The sequence below is a fragment of the Streptomyces gossypii genome, from assembly GCF_025165795.1.
Lineage (GTDB): Bacteria > Actinomycetota > Actinomycetes > Streptomycetales > Streptomycetaceae > Streptomyces > Streptomyces gossypii.
This window is the reverse complement of the sequence record NZ_JAJAGO010000003.1, coordinates 35,898-59,391: the sequence shown is the minus strand read 5'-3', so window position 1 is coordinate 59,391 and position 23,494 is coordinate 35,898. Positions and strand designations below refer to the sequence as shown.

The window sequence follows — 23,494 nt, the reverse complement described above, 5'->3', positions numbered from 1 at the left end:
GCGTCAGCGCAGTATGTGACAGTGAGTGTAGGAGGTGTCACGAGAACGAGGCGAGGCGTGCAGGGGGCTCGGCCAACCCCGCTCCGGGCCCCGGAAGTCACCTCACCTGCCGCACGTGGAGAGGGAAGACCGGTATGGACACAGTCACTTCGCGCGGCACCGGAAGCCGCCTGGGCTTCGGCGTCGCGCTGGCCGCCGCCGCCCTCGTCACCGCGGGCTGGGGGCTCGTCGGGCTGGGCACCGAGAACTTCGGGAGCGACTGCCTCTACCACTTCGGCGAGACCGGACCGCGTGCCCAGCACTGTCACGAGGTGAACGACCGGGCGGAGACCTGGTTTCCCCGGCTGGTCTCCCTCGCCTGGATCTGCTCGGTGCTGAGCGTCTTCCGGTCGCGCCGCCTTCCCGCCGGACAGCACGTCGCCGCCGGCATCGCCGTGGCGTGCCTCGCCGTCGCCGTGGTGCTCGGGGTTCATGCCATGACCGTCACTACGCCGTGAAGTGCGCTCCCTCGCCTCGGAGTCAGGTGCCCGGCACCGTGCCAGCGGTCTCCTGGAACGTGGCCCGTATGCACGAGGGTGATGAGCTGACGGCACGCCGCAGGCGTTCCGTGAAGTGACCATGGCTGGCATAGCCGAGGGAGGTCGCCAGTTGGGCAAGGTTCTCGGCGCCGTCGGCGAGGGCCTGCAAGGCTGAGGCCGTGCGCAGCCGTTCCCGGTATGCGTGGAGCGTCACCCCGTGCACGAGACGGAAGGTCCGGGCCAGGTGGTAGGGCGAGCAAGCGGCGGCCCCCGCTGCGGCGTCCAGAAGTCGCGGGATCGGCTCTGCATAGTGCGCGGCGATGAATGCGGCGGCGGCGTGGGCGGCCCGCTGCTGGGAGGGCGGGACCGGATGGGGACGGTGACCCGACGTGCCGTACCGCTCGGTGAGCTCGCCGAGGTGGAGCACGGCGAGTTCGCGGACGGCGTGCGGGTCGTCGTGGAGACGCGCGGCGGCGGTGCGGAACAGCAGGGTGCGCAACACGTCACGAGAATCCAGTACCAGCCGCTCCCCTTCGGCAAAGGGGCGTTCCGTCGCCGTGGCCTCTGCCCAGACCTCCGCTGCCATCGCGACCACCACGCACTCGTCTCCGCCGTCCACGGGATGGCCGAAGCGGTACGGCTCGTCGGGCTCCAGCAGCATGGCGCTGCCTGGCACCAGGACGTACGAGGTCCCACGCCCGGCGCAGGAGAAGACCCCGCGCAACGGCAGGATCAGGCGGCGCAGCCGACCAGCCTCCTGTGCACCGGGGGCGTCCGCGGGGGCGTGGCATATCACCTCGGTGACCCGGACATCCCCGGCGTCGGCCAGCGTCCGGGCCACCAGGGCGGAAGGCTTGAGCCTGGTCACCGGCCTACGGTACCCACGGCTCGCAGTGCGGCCCGGTGTCGCACGGCGCCGTGATGACCAGGCCGTAGTGCCGAGAGTGCTCATCGAACCGTGCCAGCAGCTCGCGGGCCGCCTCGGGTACGACCGAAAGTGCCGGGTCGCCTCCGGTGAAATCGGCGACGGCGCGGAGATCGTCGAAGGACATCACGGTGACGAACTCGACCTCCTCGCCCGCCTGCTGGCGCCACGCCTCCAGCTCACGCAGGCCCGTGACGCCCCGGGCTGCGATGCCGGGGAATATCTGCTCCCGTAGGAGCCGTTCGTAGGCATCCGCGTTCGCCGAGGTCGTCCAGCCATGCCATATCCGCCGAATCATCGTGCCCTCCACCGGCTCGCCGTCCGAACGATGCTCCACCGGCTCCGGCCGCCGCGCTTCCACGATCCTGCGCGCGTCAAGAGGGGACCGGCAGGCGGTCAGCTCTGAGTGATGTCGGCGCTGACGATCACGCCGTTCTCCACCGTGTAGGTGCCCCGGTACACCTGCACCGAGCCGTCGTTCTGGGTTGCGCGAAGGACTGCGCTGACCTCACCGGCGCTGTTGGTGTTCACCGCGCTGAGTTCGATGATCGCCGTGGTGTCGTATCCGTCCACCCACTTCTGGTAAGAGGTGCCGGCGATGTTCTTGCCGCCGAGCTCCCAAGCGCCGGAGTAGTTCTCGTCGTTGATGTCCCCGTAGAAACTCCTCACTACCGCGCTCGCGTCCCGGGAGGACGGCGAGGGCTCCGGCTCGGACGGAGGTTCCTCCTCGGGTGTGGATTCCTCCTCGGGAGAGGACACGTCGCCCGGCGCGACGCTTGTGGGGTCGCCGGCGGGCTCCTCCGGTTCTTCCTTCCCGTCCGAAGAGGAGGAGGCCGACGGGGCGGCGCCCGCCGGGTCTTGCGAGGATCCGGAAGACGAATGCGAGGCCGAATCAGAGGCGGAGTCGGAGGAGGCGACCAGGCCGTAGGCAGTCACGCCGCCCGCAACGAGCAGCACCGCCAGCACCCACAGGAGCCACTGGGGCAGGGCCATGGACCCCACACCGACATAGCCGGGCTCGGCGCCAACGGGCCGGACGGTGCCGAGAGGCATGCCGGGTGGCATGCCAGGCGGCGGACCGGGCGGCAGGCCGGGCTGCGGACCGGATGGCTGAGCAGATGGCATGCGGCCGGGCGGCAGCCCGCAGCCCGGACAAGAGACCGCTGTCGAAGCCTCGCACGGTGCGCCACAGTGCATGCAGAAGTGCATGGTCGTCTCCCCCGATGTCCCACACGTGGGCCCAACTGTAGAGGCAACGACCCGCCCTCCGGCGCCGATCGGCGAGTGCGGCGGCACAAGGTCAGTGCTCTTCGGGTGCGGCCTCCAGGACGAAGACCGGGATCTGGCGGTCTGTCTTCTTCTGGTAGTCGGCATAGTCCGGGTAGGCCGCCACGGCGCGCTCCCACCAGAGAGCCTTCTCGTCGCCGGTGACCTCGCGGGCGATCATGTCCTGGCGGGCGGGGCCGTCCTGGAGTCCGACGCGGGGGTCGGCCACCACGTTGTGATACCAGACCGGGTGCTTGGGCGAGCCGCCGAGTGAGGCGACGGCCGCGTAGGCGCCGTCGTGCTCCACCCGCATCAGCGGGCTCTTGCGGATCCTGCCGCTCTTCGCGCCACGGGTCGTGAGGACGATCACGGGCATCCCGCGCATCGTCGTCCCCTTCGTACCGCCCGAGCTCTCGTACAGCTCGACCTGGTCGCGGACCCACTTCGTGGGGCTCGGCTCGTACTCGCCCTCAAGAGGCATGGTGACCATCCGTCCCGTCGTCGATCTTCCGCAAGCCCGCAGGAGCGCGCCGCTACGGCCGATTCAACAACGGAATTCGGCGCACTCTTCCCTGGGCGCACCGGCGTGTCGCGGTCGCCGGTAGCTGCTGCCGTCCTTGGTGCGGGCCAGCAGGCCCGAGGTGATCAGGTAGCGGCGCAGTGCCGCACAGTCCTCGTGCACCGTCAGCAGTGCCGTGTTGACCTCGGGCTCGCTGTAGGCGCGGTCCGGCTCGAACAGCGTCTCGGCGAGGTGCTTGAGCAGTTGCTCGCGGCGGGCGGTCTTCCGGGGGATCGCCGTCAGTCTTCCCTGGGAGAAGAGTGCGGCCACGCCCTGCGAACTGCTCGATCCGTTGTCGGCCATGGGCGGAAGCCTCTCAGCCGTCCGCCTCCGGGACAACGCGTTTTGCCAGGCCGCCGTAGAGGGCGATGCCGACGGAGGGGTCGGAGAGGTCCGCCGCCTCGGGGCGCCAGTGCGGGCAGGGCAGCACGCCGGGCTCGACCAGCTCCAGGCCGTCCAGGAACCCGGCGATCTGCTCGGGGCTGCGCAGCCGGTACGGGACGGCGCCGCTCTTGTTGTAGCCCTCGATGGCCGTGCGGTACGCCGGGTCGGTGTCCGCTCCGTCCCGGACGGCGAGGAAACTGCCGGGCGGCAGCTCAGCCATCAGCCGCCGTACGATCGACCGCGCCTCGCCGTAGTCCTCGACGTGCGCCAGGATGCCCATCAGCAGGACGGCTACCGGCTGTCCGGGATCGAGGGTCTTCCACGCCTCCCGCAGGATGCGCTCCGGGTCGTGGACGTCCGCGTCGACGTAGGCGGTACGGCCCTCGGGTGTGCTGGTGAGCAGGGCCTCGGCGTGGGCGAGGACCAGCGGGTCGTTGTCCACGTACACGATCCGTGCACGCGGCTCCAGCCGCTGGGCGACCTCGTGGGTGTTGTCGACCGTGGGGAGTCCGGTGCCGATGTCCAGGAACTGGGTGACCCGCTCCTCCCGGATCAGGTGCCCCACGACACGCCCGATGAAGTACCGCCCCACGCGGGCGAGATCCACGATCTCGGGAAAGGCCGCGCGGAATCGGTCACCGGCCTCCTCGTCCACGGGGAAGTGGTCCTTGCCGCCCAGCCAGTAGGTGAAGATACGGGCCGAGTGCGGCACAGTGCTGTCGATCTTCGGCACGGGGGTCTGGTCTGCCATGGGTTCTCTCCTGAGACGGACGGAGGCGCGGAGGTACGGCGAGTGAGGCCCGTCAGCCCCAGCCCTGTTCGCAGATGCCCCGCAGCAGTTCTCCCGTACGGGCCGGAGGTTCGGCCGTGGTGACGAGCCGGTCGATGACCTGCCGGTAGTACCTGATGTCCTCGGGGTCCTCCGGATAGTGGCCGTCGAGGAGTTGTTCGAGGTACACGCGGTCCGGCAGGCCCTGCTGCGGCATTCGCAGCAGTGCCACCGGGCCGCCCGCGGCGGAGTGGCCGCCGGCTGCGAAGGGGAGCACCTGGAGGGTGATGTGCGGGAGTTCGCTTACTGCGATGAGGTGTTCCAGTTGGTCACGCATGACCTGCGGGCCACCGATGGGGCGGCGCAGCGCGGCCTCGTCGATCACCGCCCACAGATGGGGCGGTCGCGGGCGGCGCAGTATCCGCTGCCGCCGGGCCCGCAGTTCGGCGCGGCGCCGCAACTGCCGGTCGGAGGCGTCTCCGTGGCCGAGCACGATCACGGCACGGGCGTACTCGGGCGTCTGCAGCAGTCCGGGGACGAACTGCACCTCGTAGCTGCGGATGAGGCCGGCGGCCTGCTCCAGCCCCAGGTAGCTGTGCAGCCAGCCCGGTGTGACGTCCCTGAACGGCGCCCACCAGCCTGGGGCGTTGGCCTGCTCGGCGAGCGAGAGCGCGGTGGAGCGGTCGGCGTCGTCGTGGACGTCGTACGCGGTGAGCAGGTCGCTGACATCGCGCGGGCGGAAGCTGGTCCGGCCGACTTCCATCAGGCCGAGGCGTGCGATCGGGAGGCGGATCGTCTCTGCGGCCTCTTCGAGGGTGAGGTACTGGGCTTCGCGGAGGCGGCGCAGCCGCTCTCCCAGCAGCAGCCGGGGCACCGAGTGCCCGGCATGCGCGGTGTCCGGGCCGGGCCCGGCCGCGGACAGTGACTCCGGTTGCGTTTCCGGCTCCGCCCTCCGCGCTGCCGCAGGTCCGGTCCACGGTTCGGTGCTGACGGATGGGTCGTCAGTGAGCCTGGTTATCCGCATGGTCCGTTCTCCGTCTGGCTTCGGCCGCTCCACGGTACGGCCTTTGCACGGTATTTCGCACCACTGCGAGGCCGCACTACTGGCGCCTTCGGATTCAGGATCCCCCGGTGAGCCCCTTCGCACACCCTCACGACCACTCCCTGTGGCGGGCGAGGTCGTCACGTGATCACCACTTGTCGCGGACCTCACCCGTCCCGGCAGCACACGGACTTCCGGGACGGGTGAGGAGTAGGGGGCACCCGCCCGCGCCAACAACGGGCGGGCGCCCCGCGGTTCGCGGGAGGGACGGCACGGGGACGGACGGCACGGGGACGGACGGCACGGGGACGGACGGCGCGGGGACGGACGGCGCGGCGCGGCCGACGGTGGTCGTGGTCGGGGCGAGGCCGCGGCCGGGACTGCGGCCCGCCGTCGTGGTGAGGACACGGCGGCCGCGCCGCATGGGGGTGGTGGGGGGACCTCCTGAGTCGTTCAGCCTGCCTCGCGGAGTGCGTGCCCTGGTCGACCCGCCGCTACTCGGGATCGTCCGGAAGTTCGCCGGTGTAGGTGAACCACCGTCTGCGCGTACCTTTCCGGCGTCCTCCGTGTGGCCGCCCCATCGCCCCTTGCCATCGCGGCTACCGCGCGCCGGTGATGCGGGCCACCGCCAGGTCCGCCGACTGGACCGCCGCCTCGCTCGTAGGGCGCTGGTAGACCCAGTCGCCCGCGTACTCGATGGTGCGCGCTGGCCGCCGCAGGAAGGCCGCCTGCTCGCTCGCGGACTCCGGTGTCGCCTCCGCCGCCGCGTACGGGAAGCGGTGCACCAGCGTGCTCCGGAGCGCCTTCCCGAAGCCGGGCAGGTACTTCTCGGCCCCCGGGAGCAGGGCCGAGAGGACGTCGGAGTCGGGGCGTTCCATCAGTTCGGCGGTGACTCGCGGTGTGGTGAGCAGGGTGACGAGCCCCTTGCCCGCCGGGGCGCGGTTGCCGGTCTTGTTGTGCTCCAGGGTGATGCCGCTGAGGGTGTCGTCCTCGCAGCTGGGGAGGAGCAGGGTGTAGGTGTGCGGGGTGATGCCCCGGCGGGCGAATTCCAGCGGCTTGTCCAGCAGGCAGGAGACGCGGATCATCGGCGCGTATCCGGCCGCGTCCACGAACGCCTTCTCGTCCTCCGGCATGGAGGGGTACAGCCGGCGTGCCTGCGGGGCGGGCAGGGCGAGCAGGACATGGCGGGCGGTGAGCCGGTCTCCGTCGGCGAAGACGAGCTCGGCCCCGGTCGCGAGTTCCTTGACCTCGCGCAGCTCCCGCCCGTAGGTGACGGAAACGCGTTCGGCGAGTTTGCGGGCCAGTGCGTCCATGCCGTCCCGGTAGGCCCGCCAGCCCATCAGACCGCGGGTGGCGATCATGGTGGAGAGCAGCGGCGCGGCGCAGGTGCGTTCCGGGTCCCAGCCCCAGGCGGTGCCGACGCCGGGCTGGAGCACATAGTCGGTGACCTCCTTGCCGTACGGACGGCCGAACTCGGCGACCGTCTGCACCCCCACCGGGGAGTCGGCGGGGCGGCGCACGTCGAACTTCTTCGCCTTGGGCAGCAGTCCCATGGTGGCGCGGGTGAGTGCCATGCTGCCGCGCATGGTGAGGCCGCCGCCGCTGAGCGAGCCGTACCAGTGGCCGACGCCGGGGTGGGCCTTGCCGCCGCGCCACAGTGAGACCAGGCTCTTGATCTTGACGACTTCGCCGGAGTCCATGCCCAGGTCGCGGATCAGCTGCCAGGTGGCCGCGTACCCGTGCTGGGAGAGGGTCTGGGTGCCGGCGTCGATGACATAGCCGTCCTGGCGGTGGGTGCGCATCCGGCCGCCGGGCTCGTCCTCGGACTCGAAGAGCTGGACGGTGCGTCCGGCCTCTTGCAGCCGGTAGGCGGCCGAGAGGCCGGAGATGCCGCCGCCGATGACGGCGACGTCCACATCGAGTGCACCGACGGCGTCGGGTGTGTCGGATGCGGCGGGATCGAGCTCGGTCATGGGTTGTCCCTAGGGTCTCTCGTTTGGATCTTGCTGGATCAGTGAGCGGGGTCTGGTGCCGTAGATCGCAAGGCGGAGAAGGGAGTCAACGCGGAGCGTTCCCGACCGACGACAACGCGGCGAGGTTCGCGTGCCGGGGCACGCGAACCCGGCACTAGGGCGTACTGCGAAAGTAGCGCCGGCCGCCCGGAGGGCGGGTCTCGCGAGGTCCGGTGCGTGCGATCGCAAGGCAGACGGAGGAGAGCGCAGCGGGCTGCGCCGACGACGGACAACGCAGCGAGCGTGCGTGCCGGACCCCGCGAGACAGGCGGGACTTCTCCAACACGCCCCAGGCCCAACGACAGTCCCTCAAGTCCACTGGCCGGTGCTGAGGGTGGACGCGTTGTCGAGGTAGCGGCTGCGCAGGACGTTGCGCGGGATCTTGCCGGAGCCGATCCTGGGCATCTCGTCGTAGGTCATCACGATGGGCTCCGCGAGTGGCGGCAGGTCGGCGACCGCGGCTCGCCACTCCTCCGGGTCGAGGGTGCCGTCGTCGGTGCACAGGAAGGGGACCGGACTGCCGTCCGGCCTGCTCAGCACGGCGGCCTCGCGGACGGCGGGGATGCGGTCCGGCAGTACGTCCTCCAGTTCGATGCAGCTCATGTCGGGAACGCTGTCGACCTCGCGGTCCATCAGCACGAACGCGCCGGACCGGGTCTTCACGCCCCAGTCCCCGGTGTTCCACCACTTGCCGGAGACCTTCGCCTTCCAGCGGTCCAGTTCGCCCAGGTAGGTGAGGCAGTGCCCGGAGGTCTGGGTCATCAGGAGCCCCGGTTCACCGGTCTTGGCGTCCTTCATGGTGTCCGGGTTGACCACCTTCAGCTTGGTGATGCCGGGCATCGGCCGCATGTGGCGGGTGCTCGGATGCCGGGAGCCCGCCTCCCCCAGCGACTGGCGGGTCACCAGCTTCGTTGCCATCGGGCCGGTCTCGGACTGACCGTAGCCGTGCAGCCACACCGCCGTACGCACCTTGGTGGCGTTGAGGAACTTGCGCATCGTCGCCGGGTGGGAGGCGTCGAAGGTGTTCAGGAAGAGCCGGGTGCGGGCGAAGACGGTGTCGGGGCCGGAGGTGATGTCCTCCCAGATCTGGTAGGTGCTGGGCAGTGCCTCCACATAGGTGGGCATGTGCGGGCGCAGCACCCGCTCCGCGATCGCCGGGTCGGAGTCGGCGATGATGATCTGCTTGGCCGGGGCGAGCCGCAGCATGCCGCCGGCCCAGGGAATGCAGCGCATGTGCGCGAACGCGGTGGCGTGGCAGGCCACATCGTGGCGGGTGGCGCCCGCGATGGGCAGCCGTACGGCCTCGATCTTCCCCATTCCCTGCAGGATCGTACGGGCCGAGTGCACGACCAGCTTCGGCGTTCCGGTGGTGCCGGAGCTGTGCGAGATGAACATCGGCTGCTGGTCGGTACGGACCCGGGCGGGCGGTACGGGGGCGCCGCGCAGGTCGTCCAGCGGGGTTGCCGACTTGGCCGGGCCGTCCAGGCAGATCGTCCGGGGCACCAGACCGGCCAGGTCCACGCCGCTCTCGTCGGCGGCGGCCAGGATGTCCGTCTCGGTGATGAGCAGCGCGGCGTCCAGCCGCCGCAACAGCACCGCCAGGACTTCGGGTTCGGCCATACCGGAGAGCTGGGCCGGGATGGCGCCGATGCGGGCGGCGGCGGCGGAGAGCAGCACGTAGTCGAAGTGGTTCTGCTTGCACAGGGCGACGCGGTCGCCCGCGCGGACGCCGGCCGCGTGCAGCCAGCCGGAGGCCTCCCGGACGAGAGTGGCCAACGAGTCGATGTCGTGGGCGACTCCGCTGTCCGGTGCGATGTCGAACGGCCGGTTCAGAAAGAACTTGGTGGGCTGCCTGCGGTCTGCGTAGGTCTCGAAGATCGCGCCAAGACCCGGTAGGTCCCGGACCAGTCTGGACATGTGTGTCTCTCCTTAATCGTGGCCCGTGCTCTCAGGGACGAGCCCGTGCTCTCAGGGGACGAGGTTGATGAGCAGCAGGAGCAGGACGCCCGTGCGCTGGATGTGCACACCGCGTCTGCGGGCGAGCAGAGGGTTGTCGCTGCGGACGAAGCCGCTGTACTGCCGCACCCGGAGTGCGACCAGCGGGGCCAGCACCACCGCGAACCACCACGGCGTCAGGCCGACGGCGGACGAACCCAGGATCAGGACGATGTCGACGGCGGTGAGCGTGCCGATGAACGCCTTGTTGACCGGCGCGGACACGGTCGCGGCGATGGTGCGGCGGCCGACGGCGCGGTCGCCGTCCACGTCAGCGCTGTTGGAGTAGGCGGAGACCAGGATCGGCCACATGCCGAAGAGCGCGACCTGCACCATCACCGATCCGCCCAGTCCCCCGGTGAGCAGCCCGTAGGGCACCGCGACGTACAGCATCGGGCAGCCCGCGATGACCAGTTCACCGAAGCCGTGATAGCTGAGGTTCAGGCCCCAGGAGTACTGCACGCTCATCGCCAGCGCGACCGGTGCGAGCAGCACCGCCCACAGCGGGCGGTGCGGGGCGACGGCTACGGCCGCCGTCCACATCAGCGAGCCCCACACCAGGCCGCCCCAGGCGAAGACGCTGGCCTGCCGAAGGGTGAGGGTGCCCGCGAGGAGCGGCTTGCGGTCCAGCTTGCGCAGCCCGTCCGCCGCCGCGTAGTTGGCCGCGTCGCTGCCGTCCTTGTAGCCGGTGATGTCGTCGAAGGCCATCACCGCGGCCAGCACTCCGGCGAGCCCGGCGAGGAACAGGCCGAGGGTGGCCAGCTCCACGCCGCCCAGGCGCAGTTCGGTGGCCAGCAGGGTCCATACCAGCGGGACGCAGAGGTAGAAGTCGAACATGTCCAGCTTGGCCAGCCGCCCGTAGGCGGCGAGCCTGGCCCGCAGGCCGGGCCGGGCCGCCGGACCGGTCTGCGGTGCCGGGTTCGGGGGTGCCGGACTGCGGTATTCGGTGTCTGTCCGGGATTCGGTGTCTGTCCGGGATTCGGTGTCTGTCAGGGATGCCGCGTCGGTCAGGGGCGCCGGGTCGGTGAATCCTCTGCTCATGTCCAGCGACCCGTCCCGTAGGTGTCGTCGCTGCCGAGCAGGCTGCTGCGCAGCTCGTGCCGTCGCACCTTCCAGGTGCCGGTGCGCGGGAACTCGTCCCAGCCGATGAGGATCGGCTCCTCCATCGCGGGCAGGTCGCCGGTGGCGCGCGCCCAGTCCGAGGGCCGCAGTTCACCGTCGTAGGTGGCGATGACGGGCACCGGGCGGCGGCCCTGCGAGGAGAGGATGATGATCTCGGTGGCCCGCTCCAGCCGGTCCAGCAGCACGCTCTCCAGCTCGATGCCGCTCATGCCGGGGATGGTGTCGACCTCCCGGTCGACGAGCCGGATCACTCCGGTGCGGCTGCGGGTCCCGATGTCGCCGGTGTTCCACCAGCCGTCCCAGTCCTTCTCCTGGAAGCGGTCGTTCTCGCCGAGGTAGGTGAGTGCCCGGAAGTCCGTCTTCGCCAGCAGCAGGCCGGGCGTGCCCGCGGGCAGCGGCTGCCGCGTCTCCGGGTCCACCACGGTGAACTTCGCCACCCGTGGGACACCCCGGCCGACGTTGCTGGTGACCGAGTCCGGCTTCCCGCGCGCCCGGCGTACGGCGCGCGCGGTCAGTACGCCCATGGTGAGCGGGCCGGTCTCGCTCTGCCCCCACGCCTGGCCCCAGATCGGCCGCTTCCGCTCCGAGCAGTCCAGGAACTTGCGCACGGTGCCGGGATGGATCGCGTCGAAGGTGTTGATGAACATCCGGGTACGGGAGAACAGCTTCGAGTGGGTCTCGGTGAGCGGCTCCCAGCGCTGGTAGATGTTCGGGCTGGCGTCCACGAAGGTCGGCGGGTGCCGGGTGAGGTGTGTGGCGACGCTGGACGGCTCCGGGTCGGTGAGCACCAGCACCTCGCTGCCGGGCCGCAGCAGTGTCTCGCCGATCCAGGCGAACGCCCGCGCGTGCACATAGGCGATGCAGGAGGCGATGACCTCGTCCTTCTGGGTGCCCAGACCGGGCAGCTTCATCATCGCCGCCATCCGCGCCAGCACGCCCATCATCGACTGCGCGGAGTGCACGACGAGCTTGGGCACACCGGTGGTTCCGGAGGTGTGCGTGCAGATCATCGGCTCGTGGTCGGGGCGCGGCGTGGCGGGCGGCACCGGCGCGCCCGTGTACTCGGTGAACAGCTCGGCGCCCGGGGGCGCTTGACCGGCGCCGGCGGCGAGGACGGTGACACCGGGCTCGACGAGCGCGACCGCGGCCTCCGCGGCGGCCGACAGCACCGATGGTGCGGCCACCAGCGCTTTGGGGCCCAGCCGTTCCAGCATCACGGCGAGGTCTGCTGAGGGCACGGTGGCCGAGATCAGCGCGGGCAGCGCACCGACCCGCGCCGCGGCGGCGGCCAGCAGGATGATGTCGAGGTGGTTGTCCTTGACGACCGCCACCTGGTCGCCGGGCCCGACTCCCGCTTTGGCGAGCGCCCCGGAGGCCCGCTTCACCTGCTCGTCCAGGGCCCGTACGGTGAACCGGGTGCCCTCCTCGGGGGCGATGTCCAGCGGCCGGTCCAGGTGGAACACGGGCCGGGGGGAGTCGGCGAAGTGCTCGAAGAGCATGCCGATGTTCTGCGGCCAGGTCTGACTGCCCATCAGGTCCGTCCTTCCGGAGCTAGGCGAAGAAGGCACACACCGTGTCGGCGATGTGCTCGATGTCGTGCTCCGAGAGGCGTGGCCACAGCGGGATCGCCAGGTTCTGCGCGCTCGCACGCTCGGCCCCCGGCCAGCTGTCCCCCTCGGCGGCGTACCGGCCGAACGCGCCGGAGAGCGGCAGCGGCACCGGATAGTGCACCTGCGTGCCGACCCCCGCCGCCGCGCAGTGCGCGCGCAGTGCGTCCCGCTCCGGGGCGAGCAGGGCGTAGGCGTGGAAGCAGCGCCCGTCGCGTCCCGGCGGCGGGGTGACGACTCCCTTGTCGCGCAGCGGTGCGAACCGCTCGGTGTAGTAGTCGACGATCCGCGCGCGCCGCTCGACGCGCTCGGCCAGGCCGGGGAGGCGGTGCAGCTGGAACGCGGCCTGCACCTCGTCGTAGCGTGAGTTGTGCCCCACCCGGTGGTGCAGGAAGCGGTGTATGCCGTCCTGCCCGTGGTTGCGCAGCATGCGTACGTCGCGGGCGGAGGCGGGGTCGTCGGTGAGCACCACGCCGCCCTCGCCGGGGCCTCCGAACGCCTTGATCGGAAAGAACGAGTAGACGCCGAGGTCGCCCCAGCGGCCCGCCGGAACTCCCCCTTGGACCGCGCCCTGAGCGACGGCGGCGTCTTCCACGACGCTGGTGCCGTGCCGCCGGGCGATCTCCATCAGCCGCGGCATGTCCGCCATCGTGGTGAACAGGTGGGCGGGGATGATCGCCTTGGTGTCGGGCGTGATCAGCTCCTCCACCCGCGCCGGGTCCAGCACCATGGTCTCCGGGTCCACGTCGGCGAAGACCGGGGTGGCACCGGAGTTCACGACGACGGCGGCGACGGCGGCGAAGCAGTAGGCGGGCACGATCACCTCGTCGCCCGGGCCGGTTCCCAGCGCGCCGAGCGCGAGCGCGAGTCCGCCGGTTCCGCTGGCGCAGGCCACCACCTCGCGGGCGCCGGTCCGTTCGGCCAGCTTCCGCTCCAGCTCGGCGGTGCGGCGTCCCAGGATGAACTTCTGCTCGGGGTCGGTCCCCACCTCGCGCAGTCCGGCCAGGAAGGCGTCCCGGTCCTCGACGAGGACGCCGGGGTCGAAGAAGGGAATGCCTTCCGGAGCCTGTGCCTGACCCTGGGTCTGGGCCTGTGCGGAAGCGGAAGCGGATGGGGTCATCTGTCGCCCTCCAGGAATTCGCGTATCGCCGCGCACGTGCGGTCCACCGCCGACGGCACCAGGTCGGGGTAGAAGGGCAGGCCCAGCGTGCGCGCCGACGCCGCCTCGGCGACCGGGAAGTCGCCGGGCCGGTGGCCGAGCGAGGCGAAGCAGGGCTGGAGGTGCAGCGGCGTGGGGTAGTAGGTCTCGGTGCCGATGCCGCGGGCGGCCAGATACGCCACGAGCTCGTCCCGGCGTTCGACCTCGATGAGGTAGACGTAGTAGACGGGGTTGCTGCTGTCCGCACGGACGATGGTGGGCAGCGCCAGGATGCCCGGCACGCCCGTCAGCCCTTCGGTGAAGCGCTCGGCCAGTTCGGCGCGACGGGCGATGTCCCCGTCGAGTCCGGCCAGCTTCGCCAGGAGCACGGACGCCTGGATGTCGTCCATCTTGCTGTTGCCGCCGACGGTCAGCGGGTCCCGCCCGGTTTCCGTACCGGGGGTGCCGGAGCGGCCGTGGTTGCGCAACGCACGGAGACGTTCGGCGAGTTCATCGTCGTCGGTCAGCAGCATGCCGCCGTCGCCGAGTGCGCCGAGGGTCTTGGCGGGGAAGAACGAGAGTACGCCGCCCGCGCCGAGCAGTCCGGCGTGCACGCCGTTCCAGCGCATGCCGATGGCCTCGGCGCTGTCCTCGAGCACGGTGATGCCGTGCCTGTCCGCGATCTTGCCGAGCGCGTCCATGTCGGCCATCTGGGAGAACAGGTGCACGGGCATCACCGCGCGGGTCGCCGGGGTGATGGCGCGCTCGAACGAGTCCGGGTCCAGGGCGTAGCTGACCGGGTCGATATCGGCGAACACCGGCCGCGCCCCGGCCAGCACGACCGACGTGCCCGAGGCCACGAAGGTGAAGGCGGGGACCACGACGTCGTCGCCCGGCCCGATGCCGCTGCCCCGCAGGAGCAGGGTGAGCGCGTCGGTCGCGTTGCTCACACCGATCGCGTGCCGGGCTCCGGTGTAGGCGCACATGGCGTCCTCGAATTCGGCGACCTTCCCGCCGTTCGAGAACTGCCCACTGTCGAATACTTCACTGACGTGCCGGAATATCTCGGGCCACTGCTCTTCGAACGAAGCGGCCTGCGAAAAGAACGGGACGGAGGCGGGTTCGTTCACGGGTCCCCTACTTCGTCGAGGCGGGGTCATTGTCGACCGAAGCTAGGCAGTTTGCACCCGGAGCGGCAATAGCAAGCGGATAGCAAGGTGCCATGCCGGATAGCAGGATTCAGCCGGTGGACACGTCGGCGGGAAATATCTTGCCGACAGGCCCGGCCAGCCTTGACGCCGCTGTTCCGGCACGGCCAGCCTGGCGGCTGACCGTAGGCCCGGAGAACCGGGCGGCGAGTGGAAGGAGCCGCAGTTGAGAGCGCCCGCCACCGGCCTCGGCCGGGCCGACCGAGACCTGCTGCTCGCCCTGCTGGAGATGCCCACCGCCGGCCCGCTGGAGGAGAACGCCGGCCGGCCGGTGCAGCTGTGGGAGGCCCAGGGGGCGTACGCCGAGGCTGCCGCCGCGGTCGGCTTCACCGTGGTACGCCACTCGGCCGCCGACCCCGCACTGGTGACCGGAGCGCAGGTGCCCCTCGCCGTACGGGAGGCTGCGGCGGACCCCGGCTTCCTGGCCTGCCAGCCGTCCCTGCTGCTGCGGCTCGGACCGGAGTTGCCGCGCGAGCGTACCGTAATGTTCAACGTTCACCTGGATACCGTCGCGGGCCTCGGGGAGGTCGGTTTCGACGGTGAGCGTTTCACCGGCCGGGGTGCCATCGACGCCAAGGGACCCGCGGTGGCGCTGCTGGCCGGCATCCGCGCGGCCCTGGAGACCGTCCCCGGACTGGGCACCCGGATCGGGGTGCTGATCCAGGCCGTCGCCGGTGAGGAGGGCGGCGCGATGGGCGTGTTCGGCACCAAGCCGCTGGTGGAGGCCGGACACGTGGGGCGGCTGAACGTGTTCTGCGAGCCGACAGGGCGGCGGGTGCTCGCGCGTTCCACGGCGGCGATGACCGCGTGGATACGGGTGGACGGGCGGGACGCCATCGACGACGATCCCGGCCGCGGCCACAACGCCAGTGTGCTGCTGGGGTTCCTCGCCCAGCACCTGGCCGAGACGCTGTCACCGCAGTCGGCGGACGGGCAGGTCTGCATCGGCGGCCTGCACACCGGCACCATGCACAACAAGGTCTACGGCACCGGTCATCTGGCCCTGAACCTCTCCTACGCGACCCCCCGGAGCGCGCAACTGCTGGAGACCGCGCTCGCCGAGGCTCTCGCGACGGGGCTCGACACGTTCACGCGGCGCTTCGCGGACAGCCGGGACTTCCGGGTCACCGCGGCGGAAGCGGCCGGCATCGTCCGGCTGGAGTGGCGCAAGCGGGGACTCCCGGCGCTGGCGGAGGGCGAGCCCTGGGCGGCCGAACTGCTCACCGAAGGGGCCGGGCTGTCCCGGTGGCCGACGGCCGAGCCGTCGTTCACCTGCGACGCGATCTGGCTGGAGGGCGTGCCCGGCGCCTCCGCCGTGATCTACGGGCCGGGCGACCTGGGAAGGAACAACGCCCACGCGGCCGGGGAGTTCGCCGAGCTGGACGAGCTGGAGGGATTCGCCCGGGACGTGGTCGGCATCCTGGCCGCGTTCGGCCGGGACAGGGAACCGTCCGGGCCCTCCCACGCGTCGGAAACAGTCACCTCGGCAGACGCCCCGAACCCACCGCAACGGGAATTACCCTAACCGACCAGCGCGACTTGACAATTACTCAGAAGCCTAGGCAGGCTGACCGCGCTGAAGAAACGGAATCAGGTAGTCCTGGTCCGTGCAGAGCAGTCCGAGCACATCCAGAATCCGCATGCACAAACAGTTCTGCGGATACATCGGCTGGCCATCACCTCGCCGTCGTGAGTTCACTTCGCGAGAGATCGAAGAATTCGCCAGCGGTACTCGGTGGCCGGATTCGTCCAGCAGCTTTAACGAGCACTGTTACCAAGCCGGGGGAAGTCCATGAAGATCCTTGTTACCGGTGGCGCCGGTTTCATCGGCTCGCATTACGTACGCCGTCTGCTGGCGGCGGGCGACAGCCCGGTGACAGTCCTGGACAAGCTCACCTACGCGGGCAACCGGGCCAACCTGCCGGAGAGTGACTCCCGGCTCACCTTCGTCGAGGGCGACATCACCGACACGTCCCTGCTGGCCGACCTGCTGCCCGGCCATGACGCGGTGGTGCACTTCGCGGCCGAGTCACATGTCGACCGCTCGCTGCAGGGTGCCTCGGACTTCGTCCTGACCAACGTGCTCGGCAGCCAGACGGTCTTCGACGCGTGCCTGCGCGCGGGGATCGAGCGCGTCGTGCACGTTTCCACCGACGAGGTGTACGGCTCGATACCCAAGGGCTCTTCGGTGGAGGAGGACCCGCTGCTGCCGAACTCCCCCTACGCGGCGTCCAAGGCGGGCAGCGACCTGCTCGCACGCTCCTACTTCCGCTCCCACGGGCTGCCCGTCATGGTCACGCGCTGCTCGAACAACTACGGGCCGTACCAGCATCCGGAGAAAGTGATCCCGCTGTTCGTCACCCGGCTGCTGACCGGCGGGCGCGTCCCGCTCTACGGGGACGGGCTCAACGTCCGGCACTGGCTGCACGTGGACGACCACTGCCGCGCCCTGCAACTGGTGCTGGAGCAGGGAACGCCCGGCCAGATCTACAACATCGGCGGCGGTCCGGAACTGAGCAACGTCGAACTCACCGGCCGACTGCTCGAACTGTGCGGCGCGGACGAGAGCCAGATCGAGTACGTCGCCGATCGCAAGGCGCACGACCTGCGCTATTCCGTGGACTATTCGAAGATCGAAAGCGAGCTGGGATACCGGCCGCTCAAGCCCTTCGACGACGGCATCGCCGAAGTCGTCGACTGGTACCGCGAGAACCGCTGGTGGTGGGACCCGGCGGCCGGGACGGTCGGCGGCCCCTCCGCCGGGTCAGCGCCGCTTCCCACGCACCAGCCCAACTGACGTACCGCCGGCCGGGTCCGAGAGCTTCAAGGGGGATCATCTTGCCAACCGATCACGAGACGTCGCCTCAGAAGCTGTTGTCCTACCCCTCGGCCCCCGACCGGGGTAGGACAACAGCTCCTCAGGTCGTGATAAGCGGCCTGGGCGCGGTGAGTTGCCTCGGAGGCTCGGTCGACGAGCTGTGGAAGGGCCTGCTGCGCGCGGACGCACGGCCGGCTGCCGCGCCGGACGACTGCGGGCTGCCTCAGCAGGCGCCGGTGTACCGGGTGCTCGACGGCGCGGGCTCGGCCGCCGATGACGGGGAGGCAGCGGGAGCGGGGCAGGGCGGCCTGCCCGGCCGGGCCAGTGGACTGGCGATCCGGGCGGTCGGCGAGGCGTTGTCCGACGCGGGCCTGCCGGACGGACTGCGGGCGGAGACCGGAGTGGTCGCGGGCACCACGCTCGGCGACCTCGACATGGCCGAGTCGGGCACCGACTACCCCGGCGACGGATCCTCCTCGTCCTTCCGGGTGGCTGCGGCGGTCGCCCGGGAGCACGGGCTGGGCGGGCCCAACCTCAGCCTCAGCACCGCCTGTTCGGCGGGGGTCTACGCGATAACGGAAGCAGCGGACCTGATTCGCGACGGCGAGGCGGAGGTCGTCGTCGCGTGCGGAGCCGACGTGTACTCGCGGGTCGCGCTCGTGTCCCTGGTCCGGTTCGGGCTGCTCGACCCGGAGCTGTGCCGTCCGTTCGACACCGCCCGGCAGGGCATGGTCACCGGTGAGGGTGCGGCGGCCGTGGTCATCGAGTCCGCCGAGCACGCCCGCCGACGCGGTGCCACCGTGCTCGCGGTCCTCGAAGGAGCGGGGTGGAGCTGCGACGCGCACCATCCGACGGCGCCGGAGCCCGGTGGACAGCAACTGCTCAGAGCCATGTCGGCCGCACTGGACGAGGCGTCCGGACCGCCGGGAGCCGTGATCCTGCACCGCGCGGGTATCGCCGTGAACGACAAGGTGGAGAGCGCGGCGGTCGCCGCCGCGCTGGGCGCTTCGGCCGCGGACGTGCCGGCGTACGGCATCAAGGGAGTGATCGGGCACACGGCGGGCGCCGCCGGGCTCTTCGGCGCGGTCGCCGCGGTCCTGATGCTCGGCCACGGTATGGTGCCGCCGAACCCCCATGTCAGCACCGTGGACCCGGAGTTCCCGCTGCGGGTTCCGGTTCCGGCGGACGGCCCGGAGCGCCTTGCCGAGCCTCGCGTCCTGGTCTGCGGGACCGGCTTCGGCGGAAACAACGCCGCCGTCGTGCTGGGGGCCGCGTCATGAGCGTCCGAGTCAGCGGCATCGGCGTGATCGCGCCGGGGGTGCGCGAGGTCGCGGACCTCGGCAGCGTCGCCCCCGCACCCGCGGTGGGCGAGGACTGGTTCGATCCCGTCCCCTACCTCGGTGCGCGGGGCTGGAAGTACCTCACCCCCGCCACCCGTCACCTCCTCGCCGCGGCCAACACGGCCGTCGGCCGCCGCCCCGGCGAGCCTGCCCCGTCGTGGCGGCGGCCGGAGCGCGTGGGAGTCACCACCGGTACGCACCACGGAATCGGCGCGCTGCACGCGCGGCTGGACCGCACCTTCCAGGAGGAGGGACTCAGCGGGCTCAGCCCGGCCGAGCTGCCCGGCTTCTCGGTGAACATTCCGGCCAGTCAGCTGGCGATCGCCCTCTCCTGCCAGGCGTTCTCGGTGACCTTCACCAACCCGGTCGTCTCCGGTCTGGAGGCCGTCTCCCACGCGGTGGCGGCCATCCGGCGCGGCCGGGCCGACCGGGTGTTCGCCGGTGCCACCGAGGATGCGGCGCCCAACGGCAGCACTCTGGGCGGCGCCGCCGTCCTGCACCTGGAGGCGTCCTCGGAACCGGGACCGGAGATCATCGGCGGCGCCTCCCGGTTCCTGCCGGTGCGGGCCGGCGGACAGCCCGATCCCTCGGCACTCGCGGCCGCCGTGCAGCGGGTGGCGAAGCTGGCCGGCGCGAGCGAGAACATCCGGTACGCGTTCTGCGGTCCGGATTCGATGGCGGCGGCGGACGAGGCTGTGCGCGGGGAGCTCGCCGGCCGCCTCGTCGAAGACGGCCCCGCCGTGGGCGCCGACGCCGGCTTCGGTGCGGTCTCGGCGATGCTCCAGCTCGCCTGGATCCTGCGCGATCCGGGGCCGGGCCTGGTGCTCGCGGCCTCCGAGGACGGGCACCTCGTCGCGGTGGCCACCCGTGGGGAGGCGGCATGACGGACACGTTGACGGCGCCGTCCCCCACGATGTGGCTGCGGGGCCGCCCTCCGTACGGCTACCGGCTGATCACCACGCTCGACGGGCGTCCCGCTCGCTGGCCCGTGCCGGACGAGCGCACCGCACCCGTGGTGCGGCACATCTTCCGGGAGTACCTCGACGGCAAAGGGCTGCAGACGATCGCCGAGCAGCTGACCGCCGACGGCGTGCCGAGCCCGGGGGCAAGCGGCGGGACCACGGCGTCGGACACCCCCGCCTGGTCCAAGAGCGCGGTACGGACGATCCTCGTCAACCCGCGCTACGGGGGCTTCAGCACCGCGGTCGGCCGGCCCCGTCCCGCCTCGGGCGAACCGGAGCCGATCGTGCCGCCGGAGGAGGTCGCGCGAGTACGCCAGATGTTCGCGAGCCGTAAGGCGGGGTCGCGCAGCGGCGTCAGCGCACTGCCGCGGCATCTGATGCAGGGCCTGGTGCGCTGCGCGAGGTGCAAGCGCGTCATGGACGGGACCTTCAACAACGCGGAGCCTTACTACCGTTGCCGGATTCCGGCCGAGTACGCTGCCGCCAACAAAATCGACCACCCGCGGAACGTCTATCTGCGTGAGCGCGTCGCCGTGCACCTGCTGTACCGCTGGCTAGGGTCGATGTGTGCACCGCGCCACCTCATGCGGCTGGACGTGCCCGGCCTCGCCCAGCCCGACCGGCTGATGACGGTCGAAGCGACCGCCCGCCGCCTGCGGGCCCTGAACCAGGGCCCCCGGGAACAGTCCGCCGCGCTTCAGGCACTCGGCCTGCGCCTCTGCTACTCCGCTGCCGACCGCACGCTCCGCGTCAAGGCGGTGCTCGAACCTGCGGGCCTGGTGGTCCGCGGGGTCCTGGACATCCAGCCCTCCCGAGAGTGGCTCTACAGAGAAGGATACAGCGATGACAGCTTCCCCGGTGAGCAGGACGGAACTGCGGGAATTGATCGCCGATGTGCTGGACATCGAGACCGCCTCGCTGACCGACGAAGTGCGGTTCGTTGAGGATCTCCACGTGGATTCACTGATCGCACTGGAACTCGCGGTGACCCTGGAGCGCCGGTATCAGATCAAGGTCGAGGAGGCGGAGGTCGTCGGCCTTCACAAGCTGCCGGACGTGTACCACCTGCTGGACACGAAACTGGCGTCGGCGTGAGCCGCCGCGCACCCGGTCACAGCAGGAGGCACCATGCTCAACGATGACCGGAGGTGGGGCGCGACGGACGCGGACGCGGCTGCGTCCTATCCGTGCGACCGGTATCTGGACAAGCCGTACAAGAGCTACCACCGGGCCGTGGACGTCGATGCGTCGGTGCCCTTGACGTACCGCTGGCTGTGTCAGCTGACGACCGGCGACTACACCTACGGCCGGATGTGGCGGTGCAGCCGTACGCTGACGCCCGGCGCGGACGAACTCGCCGTCGGGCAGCGCTTTCTGGCCTTCGAACTCGTCGACTTCGCCGCCGGCGACCACATGACCGGGGTGACCTTCCCGCTGACCCAGCGGCTGTACGGAACGCTCGCCGTCACCTACCGCGTGGTGCCGCGCGAGCCCGGCGGCAGCCGCATCGTGGTGCGGCTCAACGTGCCCGGGGACCGGGGCCTTTCCCGGTGGATTCGAGGACCGCTCGCCTTGGCCGACGCCGTCATCATGCGCAAGCAGCTGCTGAACCTCAAGGAGCTCGCGCAGCGGGACCAGGAGGCGCAGTCATGCCAGTGAAACGCTATCTGCTCATCGAAAGCCAGGGCACCTGGGCGGGGCCGAACGCCGCGCGTTTCATCGAGGACGCCTGCGTGCTCGCCGAGGCGGGGAACGAGGTGTCGCTGTTCCTCGTCCAGGACGGCGTGTTCGCGGTGGCGGACGGCGCCTCGGAACTGCTTAAGCGCCTCGCCGAATCCGGCGGGAACGTCCTCGTCGACGACTTCTCGACGGCTCAACGGGCCCTGCCCGCACGCTCTTTGCCAAGCCATGTGAAACAGGTGGGGATGGACACGGTGGTCCAGGAATTGTTCGCCGACGGATGCCAAGTGGTGTGGCACTGATGGCCGTCATCGCACAGCGCCAGTGGGACCTCCTCCTCATCGTCACCGCTGCGCCGCACTCCAACGACGTGATCACCACCGCGCTCCGCCTCGGCCAGGCGGCGCTCGACCAGGAGAAGACCGTGCGGGTGTGGGCCTGCGGCTACGCGAACATGCTCACCCAGAACGCGCACGGCACGAGCAAGCCGGTCAACACACGCGACACGCAGGGCACCTACCCGTCGAGCGCGGAGATCGTACGCCGGATGCTCGCGGAGAACCCCGGACGCCTCTCCTGGATCGCCTGCACCGCGTGCAGCGCGGAACGCGGCGCGACGGACCACATCAGCGAGATCCGCTACCGATCGCCCGCGAGATTCCTCTCCACCATCCAGGCGTCGCGGCGAACCGTCTTCATCGGAGGCTGCTGATGTCCGGTTACCGGGTTCTCGGAGTCGTCGACCGCGCCTACCGGGGCGCCGTCGAGGTGCAGTTCTTCGACACGCTGTACGGCATCCTCGACTTCCAGCAGCAGTTCCCCGGCATGGAACTCGCGCTCCGCGGTGCGGCGGTGACGCTGGCCGTGGACGAGAGCGACTACCAGCCCGTGGTGACATTCGGCACGGTGCGCCTCGACACGCTGCCGGACTACCGGAACTCGGTGCGCCAGCTGGTCGCCGACGGGGTCCCGGTGATGGCGGACGAGCGGGATCTGGCGGTCTTCGGCCTCGGCCCGGACGATCTGGTCCCGGGCGTGCGGTGCGTCGACACCAACGAACTGGCCCAACGGTGGCCTGAGTTCGACGGAGTGTGGTTCCTGTGACAGACGCCGTCACCGCGCCTGGCAGGCAGGAACGACGCGCACCGCGTCCGTACGCCCCGCCCTACGCAGCCCCCCTGGGTGCGGTCGACGAGGTGGAAGTGACCACGGCCCCCACGGGCTTCCGGCTGCGCGCGACCAAGACGGTCTGCGCCCAGGACCCGTACATGGCCGGGCACTTCCCCAAACTGATCATGCTGCCCGCCGTGTTCCTGCTGGAAGGACTGCGGCAGGCGGTGGCCGTGGCGTTCCCTTCGGCGGATCCGCCGGAGCTGCTGCGGATCCTGTCGGCCCGGCTGCTGGCACCCATGCTCGAAGGCGACGAGATCACGCTGGACGCGGTGGGCGAGCAGGCCGCCGGCGGCCACCATGAGCTGCGCGTGCGGTGCACGGGCCGGGACGGGCGGGATGTCGCGACCCTGCGGGTCCTCATCGGCGTGGACCAGGACCAGGACCACAGCCAGAACCAGGACCAGAGCCGGGACCGGCTCGACCCGCCGCCGCCCCCCGTTCCCGCCGCCGGGGACACGGTGTTGGACCATGCGCGCATCCGGGAGCTGCTGCCCGTACGGCATCCGATCCTGCTCGTCGACCGGGTGATCGCCCTGAGCCCCGGCGAGGAGCTCTCGTCCGTCAAATCGATAACCGGCAGCGAGCCGTGCTACCAGGGCCTGCCCGAAGGGCTGCCCGCCGGGCGGTACGCCTATCCGCGCTCGCTGATCTTCGAATCCTTCGGGCAGTCGGCGGCGCTCCTGTGGCTGTCGAGCGCGGAACTCGCCACGGACGACGGTGTGCTGATGCTGGGCGCCCTCCGGAACTGCCGGTTCAACGGCCCGGTCTTCCCGGGCGACCGCCTGCGGCATGTCGTACGGCTGGAACGGATGATCGCCGGAAACGCCTTCGTCTCCGGTGAGATCTTCTCCGACGCCGGTCCGGTCGCGACGGTGGAGTCCCTGATCGCGGTCGCCCGCCCACGCGGCGCCGTCGCTCCAGCAGGCGTGCCGCCGCGATAGCCGGCCCCGAAGCACCCGGGCCCGAAGCACCCGAA

The 23,494-nt window shown here is 70.8% G+C and carries 25 protein-coding genes; 12 read left to right on the top strand and 13 right to left on the bottom strand.

The window, feature by feature from the left end:
- The first annotated feature begins 134 nt into the window (after window positions 1–134).
- Window positions 135–497, top strand: coding sequence for a hypothetical protein (locus tag LHJ74_RS06775; RefSeq protein ID WP_260216634.1), 363 nt, complete (start codon window positions 135–137; stop codon window positions 495–497).
- 22 nt (window positions 498–519) lie between these two features.
- On the opposite strand, the gene LHJ74_RS06770 is transcribed toward LHJ74_RS06775, so the two are convergent.
- The 13 genes from LHJ74_RS06770 to LHJ74_RS06710 all read right to left on the bottom strand — a co-directional run bounded on the left by LHJ74_RS06770 (window position 520) and on the right by LHJ74_RS06710 (window position 14,467).
- Window positions 520–1,386, bottom strand: a complete 867-nt coding sequence (locus tag LHJ74_RS06770; RefSeq protein WP_260216633.1) for a helix-turn-helix domain-containing protein — start codon at window positions 1,384–1,386, stop codon at window positions 520–522.
- Window positions 1,387–1,390: 4 nt separating this feature from the next.
- The gene (locus LHJ74_RS06765; RefSeq protein WP_260216632.1) at window positions 1,391–1,780 is read right to left on the bottom strand and encodes an antibiotic biosynthesis monooxygenase; all 390 of its coding nucleotides are present in this window, start codon (window positions 1,778–1,780) and stop codon (window positions 1,391–1,393) included.
- Between the two features lie 59 nt (window positions 1,781–1,839).
- Complete coding sequence (locus LHJ74_RS06760) at window positions 1,840–2,496, bottom strand: hypothetical protein (protein WP_260216631.1); 657 nt, start codon at window positions 2,494–2,496, stop codon at window positions 1,840–1,842.
- Between the two features lie 247 nt (window positions 2,497–2,743).
- Entirely contained in the window at window positions 2,744–3,190 is a 447-nt protein-coding gene (locus tag LHJ74_RS06755; protein WP_260216630.1) for a nitroreductase family deazaflavin-dependent oxidoreductase, read from the bottom strand.
- Between the two features lie 63 nt (window positions 3,191–3,253).
- Complete coding sequence (locus tag LHJ74_RS06750) at window positions 3,254–3,571, bottom strand: DUF2087 domain-containing protein (RefSeq protein WP_260216629.1); 318 nt, start codon at window positions 3,569–3,571, stop codon at window positions 3,254–3,256.
- Between the two features lie 13 nt (window positions 3,572–3,584).
- Window positions 3,585–4,403 carry an SAM-dependent methyltransferase gene (locus tag LHJ74_RS06745; RefSeq protein WP_260216628.1) on the bottom strand — a complete coding sequence of 273 codons (819 nt, stop codon included), beginning with the start codon at window positions 4,401–4,403 and terminating at the stop codon, window positions 3,585–3,587.
- 52 nt (window positions 4,404–4,455) lie between these two features.
- Window positions 4,456–5,445 (bottom strand): Sco1979 family transcriptional regulator, encoded by a 990-nt coding sequence (locus tag LHJ74_RS06740; RefSeq protein WP_260216627.1) that lies wholly within the window; start codon window positions 5,443–5,445, stop codon window positions 4,456–4,458.
- A gap of 617 nt (window positions 5,446–6,062) precedes the next feature.
- Window positions 6,063–7,436 (bottom strand): protoporphyrinogen/coproporphyrinogen oxidase, encoded by a 1,374-nt coding sequence (locus LHJ74_RS06735; protein ID WP_260216626.1) that lies wholly within the window; start codon window positions 7,434–7,436, stop codon window positions 6,063–6,065.
- Window positions 7,437–7,784: 348 nt separating this feature from the next.
- A complete protein-coding gene (locus LHJ74_RS06730; RefSeq protein ID WP_260216625.1) occupies window positions 7,785–9,392 on the bottom strand; it encodes a class I adenylate-forming enzyme family protein in 1,608 nt (535 codons plus the stop codon).
- Between the two features lie 51 nt (window positions 9,393–9,443).
- Window positions 9,444–10,511 (bottom strand): UbiA family prenyltransferase, encoded by a 1,068-nt coding sequence (locus LHJ74_RS06725; protein WP_260216624.1) that lies wholly within the window; start codon window positions 10,509–10,511, stop codon window positions 9,444–9,446.
- Entirely contained in the window at window positions 10,508–12,124 is a 1,617-nt protein-coding gene (locus LHJ74_RS06720; protein WP_260216623.1) for a class I adenylate-forming enzyme family protein, read from the bottom strand. Before LHJ74_RS06720 ends, LHJ74_RS06725 begins: the two co-directional genes overlap by 4 nt.
- A 19-nt stretch (window positions 12,125–12,143) precedes the next feature.
- Window positions 12,144–13,319: a DegT/DnrJ/EryC1/StrS family aminotransferase gene (locus tag LHJ74_RS06715; RefSeq protein ID WP_260216622.1), complete on the bottom strand. Its 1,176-nt coding sequence runs from the start codon at window positions 13,317–13,319 to the stop codon at window positions 12,144–12,146.
- Window positions 13,316–14,467, bottom strand: a complete 1,152-nt coding sequence (locus tag LHJ74_RS06710; protein ID WP_311203268.1) for a DegT/DnrJ/EryC1/StrS family aminotransferase — start codon at window positions 14,465–14,467, stop codon at window positions 13,316–13,318. The genes LHJ74_RS06715 and LHJ74_RS06710 overlap by 4 nt, the downstream gene beginning before the upstream one ends.
- A 244-nt stretch (window positions 14,468–14,711) precedes the next feature.
- Here LHJ74_RS06710 and LHJ74_RS06705 point away from each other — a divergent pair, with 244 nt between their 5' ends.
- The 11 genes from LHJ74_RS06705 (at window position 14,712) to LHJ74_RS06655 (ending at window position 23,459) form a co-directional block, all read left to right on the top strand.
- Window positions 14,712–16,070, top strand: coding sequence for a M20/M25/M40 family metallo-hydrolase (locus LHJ74_RS06705; RefSeq protein ID WP_260216620.1), 1,359 nt, complete (start codon window positions 14,712–14,714; stop codon window positions 16,068–16,070).
- Between the two features lie 267 nt (window positions 16,071–16,337).
- Window positions 16,338–17,342, top strand: coding sequence for a dTDP-glucose 4,6-dehydratase (gene rfbB, locus LHJ74_RS06700; RefSeq protein ID WP_260216619.1), 1,005 nt, complete (start codon window positions 16,338–16,340; stop codon window positions 17,340–17,342).
- Window positions 17,264–18,643, top strand: coding sequence for a beta-ketoacyl synthase N-terminal-like domain-containing protein (locus LHJ74_RS06695; protein ID WP_311203267.1), 1,380 nt, complete (start codon window positions 17,264–17,266; stop codon window positions 18,641–18,643). The genes rfbB and LHJ74_RS06695 overlap by 79 nt, the downstream gene beginning before the upstream one ends.
- Window positions 18,640–19,587 (top strand): beta-ketoacyl synthase N-terminal-like domain-containing protein, encoded by a 948-nt coding sequence (locus LHJ74_RS06690; protein ID WP_260216617.1) that lies wholly within the window; start codon window positions 18,640–18,642, stop codon window positions 19,585–19,587. The genes LHJ74_RS06695 and LHJ74_RS06690 overlap by 4 nt, the downstream gene beginning before the upstream one ends.
- The gene (locus tag LHJ74_RS06685) at window positions 19,584–20,609 is read left to right on the top strand and encodes a recombinase family protein (RefSeq protein ID WP_260216616.1); all 1,026 of its coding nucleotides are present in this window, start codon (window positions 19,584–19,586) and stop codon (window positions 20,607–20,609) included. Before LHJ74_RS06690 ends, LHJ74_RS06685 begins: the two co-directional genes overlap by 4 nt.
- Window positions 20,509–20,760: an acyl carrier protein gene (locus LHJ74_RS06680; protein WP_260216615.1), complete on the top strand. Its 252-nt coding sequence runs from the start codon at window positions 20,509–20,511 to the stop codon at window positions 20,758–20,760. The genes LHJ74_RS06685 and LHJ74_RS06680 overlap by 101 nt, the downstream gene beginning before the upstream one ends.
- Window positions 20,761–20,793: 33 nt before the next feature.
- A complete protein-coding gene (locus LHJ74_RS06675) occupies window positions 20,794–21,324 on the top strand; it encodes a hypothetical protein (RefSeq protein WP_260216614.1) in 531 nt (176 codons plus the stop codon).
- Entirely contained in the window at window positions 21,321–21,647 is a 327-nt protein-coding gene (locus tag LHJ74_RS06670) for a DsrE family protein (RefSeq protein ID WP_260216613.1), read from the top strand. The genes LHJ74_RS06675 and LHJ74_RS06670 overlap by 4 nt, the downstream gene beginning before the upstream one ends.
- Window positions 21,647–22,057, top strand: a complete 411-nt coding sequence (locus LHJ74_RS06665) for a DsrE family protein (protein ID WP_260216612.1) — start codon at window positions 21,647–21,649, stop codon at window positions 22,055–22,057. Before LHJ74_RS06670 ends, LHJ74_RS06665 begins: the two co-directional genes overlap by 1 nt.
- On the top strand, window positions 22,057–22,449 hold the full coding sequence (locus LHJ74_RS06660; RefSeq protein WP_260216611.1) for a hypothetical protein: 393 nt from the start codon (window positions 22,057–22,059) through the stop codon (window positions 22,447–22,449). The genes LHJ74_RS06665 and LHJ74_RS06660 overlap by 1 nt, the downstream gene beginning before the upstream one ends.
- Window positions 22,446–23,459 (top strand): hotdog family protein, encoded by a 1,014-nt coding sequence (locus tag LHJ74_RS06655; RefSeq protein ID WP_260216610.1) that lies wholly within the window; start codon window positions 22,446–22,448, stop codon window positions 23,457–23,459. Before LHJ74_RS06660 ends, LHJ74_RS06655 begins: the two co-directional genes overlap by 4 nt.
- Window positions 23,460–23,494: the final 35 nt, after the last annotated feature.